General features: G+C 69.4%; 12 protein-coding genes and 1 pseudogene. 5 read left to right on the top strand and 8 right to left on the bottom strand.

The annotated features are described in order from the left end of the window. Nucleotides 1–130: 130 nt before the first annotated feature. The 3 genes from ABZ826_RS20255 to pyrE all read right to left on the bottom strand — a co-directional run bounded on the left by ABZ826_RS20255 (nt 131) and on the right by pyrE (nt 3,178). Nucleotides 131–1,306 (bottom strand): MalY/PatB family protein, encoded by a 1,176-nt coding sequence (locus tag ABZ826_RS20255; RefSeq protein ID WP_361449768.1) that lies wholly within the window; start codon nt 1,304–1,306, stop codon nt 131–133. A gap of 87 nt (nt 1,307–1,393) precedes the next feature. After that, a complete protein-coding gene (gene fbaA / locus ABZ826_RS20250) occupies nt 1,394–2,425 on the bottom strand; it encodes a class II fructose-bisphosphate aldolase (RefSeq protein ID WP_361449765.1) in 1,032 nt (343 codons plus the stop codon). Nucleotides 2,426–2,638: 213 nt separating this feature from the next. Next, nucleotides 2,639–3,178 (bottom strand): orotate phosphoribosyltransferase, encoded by a 540-nt coding sequence (pyrE, locus tag ABZ826_RS20245; RefSeq protein ID WP_361449763.1) that lies wholly within the window; start codon nt 3,176–3,178, stop codon nt 2,639–2,641. 744 nt (nt 3,179–3,922) lie between these two features. Between pyrE and ABZ826_RS20240 the strand changes: the two genes are divergently transcribed. The 5 genes and pseudogenes from ABZ826_RS20240 (at nt 3,923) to ABZ826_RS20220 (ending at nt 8,002) form a co-directional block, all read left to right on the top strand. Further along, nucleotides 3,923–4,681, top strand: coding sequence for a hypothetical protein (locus ABZ826_RS20240; protein ID WP_361449760.1), 759 nt, complete (start codon nt 3,923–3,925; stop codon nt 4,679–4,681). Between the two features lie 46 nt (nt 4,682–4,727). Next, nucleotides 4,728–5,492 (top strand): peptidoglycan-binding domain-containing protein, encoded by a 765-nt coding sequence (locus ABZ826_RS20235; protein ID WP_361449757.1) that lies wholly within the window; start codon nt 4,728–4,730, stop codon nt 5,490–5,492. A gap of 84 nt (nt 5,493–5,576) precedes the next feature. Continuing rightward, entirely contained in the window at nt 5,577–6,017 is a 441-nt protein-coding gene (locus ABZ826_RS20230; RefSeq protein ID WP_361449754.1) for a hypothetical protein, read from the top strand. 5 nt (nt 6,018–6,022) lie between these two features. Further along, nucleotides 6,023–6,758: pseudogene (locus ABZ826_RS20225) on the top strand (ABC transporter ATP-binding protein). Further along, a complete protein-coding gene (locus tag ABZ826_RS20220) occupies nt 6,755–8,002 on the top strand; it encodes an ABC transporter permease (RefSeq protein ID WP_361449751.1) in 1,248 nt (415 codons plus the stop codon). The pseudogene ABZ826_RS20225 and the gene ABZ826_RS20220 overlap by 4 nt, the downstream one beginning before the upstream one ends. A 51-nt stretch (nt 8,003–8,053) precedes the next feature. Here the strand turns inward: ABZ826_RS20220 and ABZ826_RS20215 are convergent, their stop codons facing one another. The 5 genes from ABZ826_RS20215 to ABZ826_RS20195 form a co-directional block, all read right to left on the bottom strand. Further along, nucleotides 8,054–8,851 carry an aldose 1-epimerase gene (locus ABZ826_RS20215; RefSeq protein ID WP_361449748.1) on the bottom strand — a complete coding sequence of 266 codons (798 nt, stop codon included), beginning with the start codon at nt 8,849–8,851 and terminating at the stop codon, nt 8,054–8,056. 22 nt (nt 8,852–8,873) lie between these two features. Beyond that, a complete protein-coding gene (locus ABZ826_RS20210) occupies nt 8,874–9,845 on the bottom strand; it encodes an SRPBCC domain-containing protein (RefSeq protein WP_361449745.1) in 972 nt (323 codons plus the stop codon). A gap of 164 nt (nt 9,846–10,009) precedes the next feature. After that, nucleotides 10,010–11,608, bottom strand: coding sequence for a polyamine aminopropyltransferase (locus tag ABZ826_RS20205; RefSeq protein ID WP_361449742.1), 1,599 nt, complete (start codon nt 11,606–11,608; stop codon nt 10,010–10,012). 85 nt (nt 11,609–11,693) lie between these two features. After that, nucleotides 11,694–12,215 carry a DUF2617 family protein gene (locus ABZ826_RS20200; protein WP_361449739.1) on the bottom strand — a complete coding sequence of 174 codons (522 nt, stop codon included), beginning with the start codon at nt 12,213–12,215 and terminating at the stop codon, nt 11,694–11,696. 351 nt (nt 12,216–12,566) lie between these two features. Beyond that, complete coding sequence (locus ABZ826_RS20195) at nt 12,567–12,872, bottom strand: hypothetical protein (protein ID WP_361449736.1); 306 nt, start codon at nt 12,870–12,872, stop codon at nt 12,567–12,569. Nucleotides 12,873–12,986: the final 114 nt, after the last annotated feature.

Here is a 12,986-nt window from a genome sequence, read left to right as displayed (position 1 = left end):
GGTCGGCCGGTCGGCCGGTCGGCCGGTCGGGCGGGCGGGCGGGCGGTCAGGGCGACGGACGGACGGCTTCCCCGTACCGTTCTGGTGCCGGGACGGGGGTGCCGAGGCTTGCCGCGGTCGGCTCCCGGCCCTACAGCACCCTTCCCGTCACGGCCCGTACGCCCCGGATCAGCGCCTCCACGCCCGCCTCGGCCTTGGAGCGCGGACACCCGACGTTCAGCCGCACGAAGCCCTCCGCCCCGTACACCGTCCCCGGCATCACCGCGACCTTCTCGCGCTCGATCAGCACCCGCTGCAAGGCCTCGTCGTCGTCGACCCCCGCCGGGCGGAGACCGATCCAGGCCAGGTAGCCGGCCTGCGGCGGCTCCCACCCCAGTTCCGGGAACGCCCCGTTCAGCCGTTCCGCGACCAGCGCCAGGTTCCCGGCGATGTACGCGCGGGCCTCGTCCAGCCACGATGCGGCCTCCCGGTACGCCGCGATGTGCGCGGTCAGTGAGAGCACCGCCGGGGAGGCGAGCCCCTGTGCCGTCCCCATCCGGCGCAGGAACTCCGTCCGGTCGGCCGGGTCGCGGATCAGGCCGTAGGAGCCGGTCAGCGCGGGGAAGTTGAACGCCTTCGACGCGGAGGTGATCAGTGCCCAGCGCCCCTCGCCGCCGACTCGCGTCCACGGCACGTGCACCTGCCCCTCGTGCACGAAGTCCGCATGGATCTCGTCACTGATCACCGGGACCCCGTACCGTGCGGCGAGCGACGCCATCTCGCCCAGCTCGGCCTCCGTCCACACCCGCCCCGTCGGGTTGTGGGGCGAGCACATGAGAAGGACCTTGCTGTCGGGGCGGGCGAGCTCACCTTCCAGCGCGGCCGTGTCCCCCACCGGCACGCCCCGCGGATCACGCCCGAGCCCGGTGATGGCCTTGCGGAAACCGTCGTACGTCGGGGTGTGGACCACCACGCCGTCGCCCTCGGCCGTCCACATCTGCAGCAGTTGCGAGAGCTGGTTGAGCACGGACGGCCCGTACACCAGCTGCCGCGTGTCGATCCGCGTCCCGTGCCGGGTCGCGTACCAGTGGGCTATCGCCGAGCGGAAGTCGTCCTGCTGCCAGTCCGTGTAGCCGAACACCCCGTGGTCGAGCCGGGCCCGCAGCGCGCTCAGCACCTGTGGGGCGGTCTCGAAGTCCATGTCGGAGATGGTGAACGGCAGCAGCCCGTCCACTCCGAACCGGTCCGCGACCCCGTCCCACTGGACACACCAGGTGCCCCGGCGGTCGACGACGGTGTCGAAGTCATAGCGCGCACTGGAACTCACAGGGATCCCTCACGTCTTCTCTCGGACATGCCGTGGGCCCGGCACCCCGAGGGGTACCGGGCCCACGGCCACGCTTCGTACCGGCGGCTACTTCAGCCGGGTGCCGGTGGACCGCAGGTTGGCGCAGGCCTCCGTGACGCGCTTGGCCATGCCCGCCTCGGCGGACTTGCCCCAGCTGCGCGGGTCGTAGACCTTCTTGTTGCCGACCTCGCCGTCGACCTTCAGGACGCCGTCGTAGTTGCGGAACACGTGGTCCACGATCGGGCGGGTGAAGGCGTACTGGGTGTCGGTGTCGAGGTTCATCTTCACGACGCCGTTCTCCAGCGCGGTGGTGATCTCCTGCTCGGTGGAGCCGGAGCCGCCGTGGAAGACGAAGTCGAAGGGCTGGCTGCCGGCCGTCTTGCCGTACTTGGCGGCCACGCCCTCCTGGAGGTCCTTCAGCAGCTCGGGGCGGAGCACGACGTTGCCCGGCTTGTAGACGCCGTGGACGTTACCGAAGGAGGCGGCCAGCAGGTAGCGGCCCTTCTCGCCCAGACCGAGCGCCTCGGCGGTGCGCAGCGCGTCGTCGACGGTCGTGTACAGCTCGTCGTTGATCTCGTGCGTGACGCCGTCCTCCTCGCCGCCGGTCGGGGTGATCTCGACCTCAAGAATGATCTTGGCGGCGGCTGCCTTGGCGAGCAGCTCCTGGCCGATGGCCAGGTTGTCGGCGAGGGTCTCGGCCGAACCGTCCCACATGTGCGACTGGAACAGCGGGTTCTGGCCCTTGGCGACGCGCTCGGCGGAGATGTCGAGCAGCGGACGTACGTAACCGTCCAGCTTGTCCTTGGGGCAGTGGTCGGTGTGCAGCGCGACCGAGATGCCGTACTTGGCGGCGACGATGTGCGCGAACTCGGCAAGGGCGACGGCGCCCGTGACCATGTCCTTGTTGTACTGGCCGCCCAGGAACTCCGCCCCACCGGTGGAGATCTGGACGATGCCGTCGCTCTCCGCCTCCGCGAAGCCGCGCAATGCAGCGTGCAGGGTCTGGGTCGACGTCACATTGATGGCCGGGTAGGCGAACTTGCCTGCCTTCGCCCGGTCGAGCATCTCGGCGTAGACCTCGGGGGTTGCGATGGGCATCTGACCGCTCCTTGGGATATGCGGGTGTGCGTGCTGGTTCCCTGACCTGGGGGCGACGTCATCGTCGCCCCCATCTTCCCAGACTCTCGCTCCGGCTCCACCCGCCCCGTTCCCCCTGTACACGGACGAGCGATCCACGGGCATGCGTCGAGGGCGGACCGTTTCACGTGAAACAGCCCGCCCTCGATGGAAACCGCAGGTCAGCCCGCTGCGTCAGGACAGATCGAGGTCCGCCACCGTGTAGGCGTGGAGGTACGGGAGTCCGACCTCGGCAATGGCCGGAGCCGCACCCCGCTCCACGATCGTGGCGACGGCGACGACCTCGCCACCGGCCTCGCGCACCGCCTCGACCGCCGTCAGCGGCGAACCGCCGGTCGTCGAGGTGTCCTCGACGACCAGGCAGCGGCGGCCCTTCACGTCCGTGCCCTCGATGCGGCGCTGCATCCCGTGCGCCTTCTGCGCCTTGCGGACGACGAACGCGTCCAGCTCCTGCCCGCGCGCGGCGGAGGCGTGCAGCATCGAGGTGGCGACCGGGTCGGCGCCGAGCGTCAGCCCGCCCACGCAGTCGTAGTCCAGTTCGGCGGTGGTGTCGAGCATGACCTGACCGACCATCGGAGCGGCCTTGCCGTCCAGCGTGATGCGGCGCAGGTCGATGTACCAGTCGGCCTCAAGACCCGAGGAGAGGGTCACCTTGCCGTGTACCACGGCCTTGTCCTTGATCTGCTGGAGCAGCTCAGCACGTACGTCAGTCATGGAACCGAGGGTAAGCGCTGCACACCGGACACCGCTGCACACCCTCCACGCCTCCCACACACCACCCATACCCGCAAAACACAATCCGGTCATTCCCGCTTTACCGGTCAGGGTGTCACTTTTTCGAATGCACATTCTTGACCTGAAGGCAAACTTCTCGCTAAATTCAGGTCGCCGCATGATCGCGGGGAGGGGTTCACGCGATCGGCGCGCCAGGGGGAATTTCTCCTTCTGCTGCCCATCTCGCGATAGAAATCACCGACATAACGGCCGGCTATTACGACCTGAACGACCCGCACCCGAATTTCCATAACTCATACTGGCTGCTCTACAACAAGAGCAAGACGCTTTCTGACAGCATCAGCGCCGCCGCAAATACTGCTGGGACCCCGACGGCGTGCGCAGGTTTCACCTTCTGGTGGGACATCAACTACGGCGGCACCAGCTACTTTGCCAGCCGTAATTTCAAGTACCTGACGTTCTACGACAACAACGACGAGTTCTCCTCGTTCAAGAAGACGGGCTGCTGAATCAGTTGAAGCTCAATTTCCTTCGAGCAGCAGCCTGCGTCGGAATGATTCCGCGCTGGCTGCCTGCTCGGCACTGGGCGGCTCCGACACCGACTCCCGTCCGGAACTGGGACCGGTCCCCACACCCAGCAGTCTGGATCCGGCCGGGATCACCACCCCGCTCGATGCGTACCTGCCGACCCCGGAGGAGAACTACGCCCTGAAGAAGGCGCGCGTGACCCTGGTCAACCAGTGCATGCACAGTCTCGGATACACCGAGAATCCCCAGCCCCTCGGAGCCTTCACCGGAGAGCGGTGGCTGGAGCACACCGAGTTCAACGCGACGCCTCTCAGCCAGGCCCAGCAGTACGGGTACCAGGCGCCACCCAAGAAGGGTGGCGGAGATGGAGCGGAGGGTGCATACGGGAAGAACAGCACCGAGACTCAGGGGCTCCTTCTTTCAGGCAAGGTGAAAACCTTCAACAAGAAGAAGGTTCCCAAGGGCGGCTGCGAGGGCGAAGCCCTCCGCATCATCACCAGGGGAGCTACCACCCCCAACGAAGTGAAGCTCCCCGGAGGTTCGACCGCGGGTTCCGGAGAGGGCGGCTTCAGCGAGGGATTCGCAGAAATGGTGGTGTCCGCCATGCGCGGAGAAGCCATGAAGCGGGCCAGGAACGACTCCCGGTTCCAGAAGGTCACCGATTCCTGGGCCGACTGCATGAAGGACCGCGGATACACGTACGACTCCCCCAGTGCAGCGGTCAATGACTCTCACTGGGCGGACAATTCCGGTTCGCCAACGCGCATCGAAATTTCCACCGCGACCGCGGACGCCCAATGCAAGAAGAAGCTCAATTATCTCGGTGTGGGCATCGCAGTCGAATCCGCCTACGAGAAGAAATCCATCGACGAAAACACCGAGCTGCTCGCCGATCTGAAGTCCTGGACCTCCCGGTGGATTGAAAATGCGAACAACGCGATCCAAAGAAATTGACGGGACGTCGCGACTGCGATCGCGGCGCAGGATCTTGGCGGCTGCTGTGTGCGGAGCAGTCGCCCTGTCGGGCGCGGCGTACGCGGCATCCACGGTGATCAAGTCGCCGGCTCAAGCAGCCGCGGAAGCGGGCGCCCCCGTACCGGATGTCCTGACCGCGGTGGTGAAACGCCGTGAGCTGAAGGAGTCGGTGATCCTTCGAGGGACGGTGGCGGCGACGCAGACGGTGGACGTCGTGCCCACGGCGGGCGGTGAGGGCGGCGGCACCCCTGTGGTCACCAGGCTCTCCGCGAAGGCCGGCGACGAAGTCTCGGAGGGTACCGCGCTGGTCGCGGTGTCAGGGCGTCCCGTCTTCGTACTGAAGGGAAAGCTGCCCGCCTTCCGCGACCTCAAACCGGGGGCCAATGGCGACGACGTCGCACAACTCCAGGATGCTCTGGCGCGCCTGGGTTACGGCAGCGGTTCGGACATGGCGGGTACGTTCGGCCCCGGCACCCAGTCGGCACTGGCGAAGTTCTACTCATCCATCGGTTACGTACCGGTTCCAGTGGCCGAGGACGGGCCGGAAAAAGTCGCCGCCGAGACGAAGGCCGTGTCCCAGGCCACCCACGCTCTCACCCAGGCCGAGAAGGCCGGCTCCTCCGCAGCCGTGGAACAAGCCCGGGCACAGCTCGGTGCTGCCGAGGCAGAACTCGCCTCGGCCCACACGCAGGCCGGTCCGCAACTGCCGGCGGCAGAAGTTCTGTACCTCAACGGGTTCCCGGCTCGGGTGGAATCGGTCGCCGCGGCAATCGGCGACCAGGTCAAATGAAAGATTCTCACCGTCTCCGCCGGCGCCCTGGGCGTCACCGGAAGCCTGTCACCGGCCCAGAAGACGGTCCGGACCGGGCAGGCCGTGACTGTCCTGTCAGAACTGACCGGGGACGAGATGAACGGCACCGTGTCGTCCGTGTCCGAGGAACCTGCATCCGCGAGCGGGACCGCAGGTGGGGCGGACGGCGCGGCCACCGGGGTCTCGTATCGGATCACCGTCAAGCCGGACAGATCTCTCCCGCTCAAGCTGGCCGGGCAGGACGTACGGCTCACGATCGCGGCCGCGTCCTCCAAGGGGAAAGTGCTCGCCGTGCCGGCATCCGCGCTCTCGTCCTCATTGGACGGCGGTACATCGGTCACGGTGCTGACCGCTGACAACAAGCGCCGCCAGGTGAGGGTGCGCACCGGCTCGAACGGAGACGGTCTCGTACAAGTGATCCCTTTGGACGGTTCTGCGTTGTCCGAGGGAGACCAGGTCGTCGTCGGAGTCAGGAACGGCAGAACGACAAGGACCGGCCCGTGAGCGTTCTGCCCTACGGCGGTTCGGCGATCGACCGGCCTGTCATCCGGTTCGACCAGGCCGGTCTGACCTATCCCGGCCCCCCACCCGTCACCGCCCTGCTGCCCTTCGATCTGACCATTCGGCGGGGCGACTATGTCACCGTGGTTGGTCCGTCCGGCTCAGGAAAGTCGACCTTTCTGAATGCCGCCGGGCTACTCGATGCCCCGACCACCGGCCGGTACTTCCTCGATGGAATCGATACGGGAGCACTGCGCGACAGCGACCGGACGGCGCTGCGCGGGCAGCGGATCGGATTCGTGTTCCAGGCCTTCCATCTGCTGCCTCACCGCAGCGCGCTGGAGAACGTCTCGCTGGCCATGCTCTACAACAATGTGCCGTCCTCCGAGCACGGTCCCCGCGCCGTCCGGGCACTGGAACGCGTCGGGCTCGGCCACCGCATGCACGCGCTGCCGACCCGGCTCTCCGGGGGAGAACGCCAACGTGTGGCCATCGCCCGGGCCCTGGTGGCCGGCCCCCTCGCTGCTGCTCTGCGACGAGCCGACCGGCAATCTCGACAGCGCCACCGCCGACTCCGTTCTCGCCCTGATCGACGAACTGCACCTCGATGGCATGACCATCGTGGTGATCACCCACGACCCTCAGGTCGCCTCGCGCGGAAGGAGGACCGTGCGCATCAAAGACGGTCGGCTGACGGAGCCCGCACTCCGCCCGTCCGAACACCTCTGGGGAGAAGAACGATGAAGCTGCGCCGCGGCACGCGCCCGCGTGGCATCCGTCCGTCCCGGCTGTCTGCCCGCCGCCTGCTCGCGGAAGCCGTCGCGGGTATGCTGCAGCGCCCGGCGCGTTCAGCGTTGACCAGCCTGGGCACGGTTCTGGGCGTCGGTTCGTTCGTCGCAGTCCTCGGCCTCACGGCGACCACGACGTCCCAGGTCGACTCCCGCTTCAATGCTCTGACCGCCACCGAGGTGTCCATCGAGGACATCGGTGCTGCTGAAGATCCTTTCGGCCGTACGTCATTCCCGGCCGACGCGGATGCCCGAGTCGAGGCCCTGAACGGTGTGCGGCACGCCGGTGTGTACTGGTCGGTACCACTCGACAAGGGAGTGACCGTGCGAGCTTCGCTCAGCACGGACGCCGGTGCCGGCGAGCAGGCGCAGGTGGTCGCCGCCTCCTCGGGAGTGCTGGCGGCGGCCGGTCCCACGCTCGACGACGGCCGAATCTTCGACAGCTTTCACGATCGCTCCAGGCAGCGCGTCGCGGTCATCGGATCCGGAATGGCATCACGCCTGGGAATCACCGGCCTGGAATCTCAGCCCGCAATCTTCGTCGGCGACGACGCGTTTTCGGTCATCGGCATCGTGTCGGATGTCGACCGGAAAGCGGACTTGCTGATGTCGGTCGTCGTACCGGCACACACCGCCGAACGTCTGTGGGGGGCGCCGGGTCCTGGTTCCATCGCCAAGATGCTGGTCTCCACCGAGCTGGGGGCGGCGACCCAGATCGCGGACGAGGCCGCCCCAGCCATCGACCCGGTGCACCCCGAGCGCTTCAAAGCGATCCCGCCGCCCGATCCGAAGGCTCTGCGGACCGATGTCACCTCCGACCTCGACCAGTTGTTCCTCCTGCTGGCCGGAATCTGCCTCGTCATCGGCGCCGTGGGTATCGCCAACACCACGCTGGTGGCCGTTCTGGAACGGACCGGAGAGATCGGCCTACGCCGGGCGCTCGGCGCCAGGGGCCCTCACATCACCGGCCAGTTCCTCACCGAGTCGGGTGCGCTCGGCGCGCTGGGCGGGCTGGTGGGCACCTGTCTGGGCACCGTCACGGTCGTGTGTGTGGCCGCCACCCGTGACTGGACTCCGGTCATCCACCCGGCCACAGTGGCCGCAGCCCCGGCAATCGGCCTGGGCACCGGTCTCCTGGCAGGGCTCTATCCGGCATGGCGGGCCAGCCGGATTCAGCCGGCCGAGGCACTGCGCCGCTGACCCGGGCGCCGTGGGGCCCGCGCCCGCGGCGGAGCCGGTGCCCGCGGCGGGTCAGAGCCTGCGCCAGCTCCAGGTCGACGCGATCTCCAGCGGTTCGATCGGGGTGACGTACCGGGGGTCGGTGTTCAGCCCGTTCGGCGGGCCGGACTGCGGCTCCACACAGACCGCCTCGGCCTGCTCGTCGTAGATCACGACCCACTCGGCCCGGCTCTTCACGGTCAGCTCCAGCTGCTCCGGCCAGGTGAGCGTCACATCGACGCCGTCCGGCATCCCGAAGCAGTCGTCCCACGGACCGGGCAGCGGCGGGATGCGGCGGCCGGTCGGCAGATGGTTCTCGCCCCGCTCCTCCTGCCAGGCCGCGTCGAAGGCGATCTCCACGTTCTTGCCGCCGCCGAGGTCCCGCAGGAACCAGGGGTGCCAGCCGGCCTGTGCCGGAAACGAGTTCCCGTAGGTCTCGATGCCGAATGCGAGCGTGAGCGAGTCCTCCGCCAGCTCGAAGGTCTGGGTCACCCGGCCCGGATACGGCCAGGGGTCGGCGAGGTCGTAGTAGAACGAGGCCTCCCGCTCGCCCACGCGGGCGGCGCGCCAGGCGGTGTCCCTGCCGGTGCCGTGGATGGCGTGCGGCGGGGAGTTCAGCGGCAACCGATGCGGGACGTCGCCGTTGTGGAAGAGCCCGTTCTCGGTGCGCCCGCACCACGGGACCATCGGGAAGCAGCCGTACCGCTCCCCCTGCCGCAGCAGTTCGGTGCCATCGATCCGCAGACTGCTGATGCGACAGCCATTGGCGGGGTTCACGGTCAACTCTGCATCGCCGACGGACAGCCGGACGTCCTTCTCGCTGCTACTCACCGGAACGACATTACTGGCGACGCTACCTCCGCCGCCGCAACGCCCGGGTCACCACGACTGCCGACGCGAGCGCGAGTGCGGCGGCGGGGGCGACCCAGCGGAGCGTGGCGCCCGCGGTGGTCGAATCGGGTGACGGAACCGGCGCGTACCTGCCGCGCGGCGGCGCGTGGTCGACCTCCTCGGCACTGCGGCCGATCATGGTGCGCCGGGCGTGCGCCGCCTCGGCCGGGGGACCGTCGGGGACGGTGAACTCCGCATCCGCCATGGGGTCGAACGACGACGGGGGCACGGGGGCCTCGAAGACGGAGCCCGTGCCCGGAGGCTTCTCGCCGGAGGGTGCCTCGTCCGCGGCGGCGTCGTGCGTGGGCGGGGTGTCGTCCGTGTCGTCCGCGTCGTCCGCGTCGTCGGTGGCCTCCGGTCCGGCGCTCCGGGCGGTGGCCGCGCCGGTCGCGTCGGCCTCCTCGGCCGCCTCCTCGATCGCCTGCTCCACCGCTTCCCCGACGGACCGCTCGGCCTCGCCGAGCGCCTCGCCCGCAACAGCGCCGTCCGCCAGCGTCTCCGTCACCAGCTGCTGCGCGAAGCGGTCCAGCAGTCGGTGGGCCGCCGCGAGCACCGCCGCCGGGTCCAGCTCCAGGAGGCGGCCGTCACCGCTCGCCGTACCCGCGAAGCCGATCGCCGTGCCGCCGTCCTTCTCCGTCAGGCTGACCGTCAGCGTCAGCTTCACCGAGCCGGTTCCCCTGGCCTCGACGCCCTCGCCCGCCACCAGGATCCCGTTCCCGTCCGGGCCGTCCTGCGGAGAGGCGGTGAGCCGCAGCACGCCCCGGTACGTGATCGTGTGGCCGTCGACCCGGATCTTGAGCCGGCCGGACAGCGGGCCCGCGGACTCGTCGGCGTCCTGCTGAAGCCCCGGTACGCAGCGCGCGACGCGGGCGGGATCGCCCAGCGTCCGCCGCAGGGACGGGGCCGGAACCGGAACGAACACCTCATGCTCCATGGAAACCGAGCCTACTCAGCCCCGGCCATCCCGTCAGCGGTTCCGCGTCAAGCCGGGGGTCCGAGGCCCGTCGCGGTTCCGGGGCCCCTCGGCGGTTCCACGTCACGTCTGCGGTTGCGGGGTCCGTCGGCCGTGCGGCTGCGCGGTGCCGCCGGGCGACGGTTTCACCGGTCCTCCCAGTACCGCGGATGCACCAGCGTCGACGGCAGCAGCTCGCGCGGCCGGGCGCTCTCCGCGTCCCGGCCCGCGCGCACCAGCGAGGACCGCGTCAGCGACCGCAGCTCCGGCGCCTGCGGGGAGAGCCGGAGCGCGGGCGCCCCGGCCGTCCGGGCGAGGACGAATCCCCAGCCGTCCTCGGCCTGCGCCCTGTGTGTGGCCCGGTCGGGGCCGGCCGCGAAGTCGGAGAGCCGGCCGCTGATGCGGTACGGGCGGGTACGCAGGCCCGCCGCCCTCATCGACGCCTCCACCGTCCAGTACGTATGCGGCCGAGTGACCGGCGGGCCCCCGTGCACGACCAAGCGGCCGCCCGGGGCGAGGGCCTCGGCGACCAGGCCGTAGAACTCCGCCGAATAGAGCTTCGTGCTGGCGGAGATCCCGGGGTCGGGCAGATCGGAGATCACCACGTCGTAGCCGCCGTGCGCCGCCCGCAGCCAGTTGAAGGCGTCCGCGTTGACGACGGTCAGCCGGGGATCGCGGAACGCGTGGGCGTTCAGCGCCGAGAGCGCGCGGTCGGTACGGGCCAACCGGGTGACGCCGGGGTCCAGCTCGACGAGGGTGACGCGGCGTACGTCCCGATAGCGCAGCACCTCCCGGGCGGCGAGGCCGTCGCCGCCGCCCAGGATCAGGACGCGGGCGCGCGGCCCGTTCATCGCCGGGTGCACCAGCGCCTCGTGGTAGCGGTACTCGTCGCGCCCGCTGACCCGCAGCCTCCCGTCCAGATACAGATCCAGGGAGCTGCGGCCCGCCCCCGTGAGCACGACCTCCTGGACCCCGGTCTGCAGCGCGACCCGCACCCCGTCCCCGTACACCGCACGCCGCGCCGCCTGCTCGAAGTCGTCGACCAGCGCGGTGGCGACGGCGAGCACGGCGATCACGGCCACGTTGACGAGGACCAGCAGCCACCGGGAGCGCGGGGTGAGGTCCCGCCGGAACACCCACAGCACCAGCGCCCCGCCCGCCGCCGCGTTGACCCCGCCGGTGAACAGCGCCCCGGTGAGCTGTCCGAGCACCGGCAGCAGCAGAAAGGGGAACGCCAGTCCGCCGACCAGCGCACCCACGTAGTCGGCGGCGAAGAGGTCCGCGACGGCCCCGCCCGGGTCCTGCCGGTCGACGCGCTGGATCAGCGTCATCAGCAACGGGATCTCCGCTCCGATCAGGACGCCGATCGCGAGCGAGAACCCCACCAAGGCGTACCGGGACTCCCCGACCCACGCGAACGTCGCGTACAGCACGAGCGCCGAGGAGCCGCCGACGAGTGCGAGCACCGCCTCGATCAGCCCGAAGCCGACTGCGGCACGGCTGCGTAAACGTTTCGCGAGGAGCGAGCCGACGCCCATCGCGAACACCATCACGGAGAGCACGACGGACGCCTGGGTGACGGAATCACCGATCAAGTAGGAAGCGAGCGCCACCAGTTCGAGCTCGTACACCAGACCGCAGGCGGCACAGACGAAGACAGCGGCCAGCACGAGACACCGACCGGTCCTCGGCCGTACGGGAAGGCATGCCGCGCCCCCTCGCAGCGACACCTGCTGGTCGATCATGAGGCGAACGCTACGTCACGAAGAGGTTGCCGCCTGTCACCCACAAGGGTGCAAGTGGTGTGCTCACAACGGAGTTGGGCCCACGTCAGAGTGCTGCCGCCGGCATCCGCACGCCCACCCGGGTGCGCGTCACCACCAACTGCCCCTCCTGCGGGTACGCATGCCAGGTGCGCCACCGCACCTGGCCCTCCGTCCGCTGGGCGAGCATGGCGGTGAAGGCGTGCGGACTGCCGGGGAACGTCCCGGCGAGACCGTGGGGGTGGTCGGTCACGAGCGCGAGGAGCTCCTGGGCGCGCCCCGCGAACGAGCCCGCCGAGAGTGTCTCGACGCGCGCCGCGAATTCGTACTCCCACGCCCCGAGCCGCTTGGCGACACCCAGCGGCAGCGGTGTGCTGCTGCCGGGGATGCACGCCACGGTTTCGGAACAGGTGCCGCGGTCCTCTTCGAGCAGCACCTGATGGGAGGCGCCGAGCAGGCGCATCTGAAGTCGGGCACCCGCGAGATCGAGGTCGAGCACGGCCAGGGCGGGGAGCGGTTCGCGCCCCAGCGCCCAGGCCAGGTCGGCAGCGCGGGTGTCGGAATAGGGGGTCTGGAGGGTCGTGAGCATGGGTCGGCTCCGCAAGCAAGCGTGGACGCATGGACAGGGGACGCCTCCGACGTGCTGCACGTGGGAGGTGGGAAGCGCCCGATCAGGTCCAACTCAGGTCCTAGGGCTGGAAGTTCTCTCCACCGAGGGAATCACGAAGTAAGCCGCGTCCACAGCGTTTTTACCCAACTTGACGTGGTTTCCATCCCCTCGGGGGCCCCTCGGTTCATCTGTTCACCGGGATCTCGCGGAAAGCCCCAACAAAAAGGTGCCCGGCGGGAGTTCACCCGCCGGGCACCTGTCGGGCACCGGACCGCTCGGGTCCGGCACCGGGCATGTGGCCCTGCCCGGTCACGGATCAGCTGCCCCGTGTCAGCTGCCTCCGCCGCATCCGCCCCCGCCGCACGAGGAGCCGCCACCGCACGAGGAGTGTCCGCCGCCGCACGAGTGACCGCCGGAGTGGCTGCCCGAGTGACCGCCGACGCTTCCGCAGGACGAGCCACCACCGCCGCCGTCACCACCGCCGGCCCACCAGCTGCCACCCGCGGCGCTGCCGCCGCTCGCACCCCGGCGCGCACTCCGTCCGCGCGCCTTCTTCTTGTTCCCGGCCCTCGACACGAGCGAGACGATCAGTCCGATCACGGCCACCGCGATCACCACTCCGACAAAAGTCCTCACGACCTCATGTCCTTCCGTTCCCCCGAAGCGAGGTCCCCCGCTTCCGCGCGCTTCCCGCGTGAAAGGGGGGATGCCCCCGGCCTCGTTCGGCCAAAGCAGACTTGAGCAACTCCA

The organism is Streptomyces sp. NPDC047515 (assembly GCF_040643055.1).
GTDB lineage: Bacteria > Actinomycetota > Actinomycetes > Streptomycetales > Streptomycetaceae > Streptomyces.
Note: the sequence above shows the minus strand (reverse complement) of the source record. Positions and strands in the feature narration are given on the sequence as shown.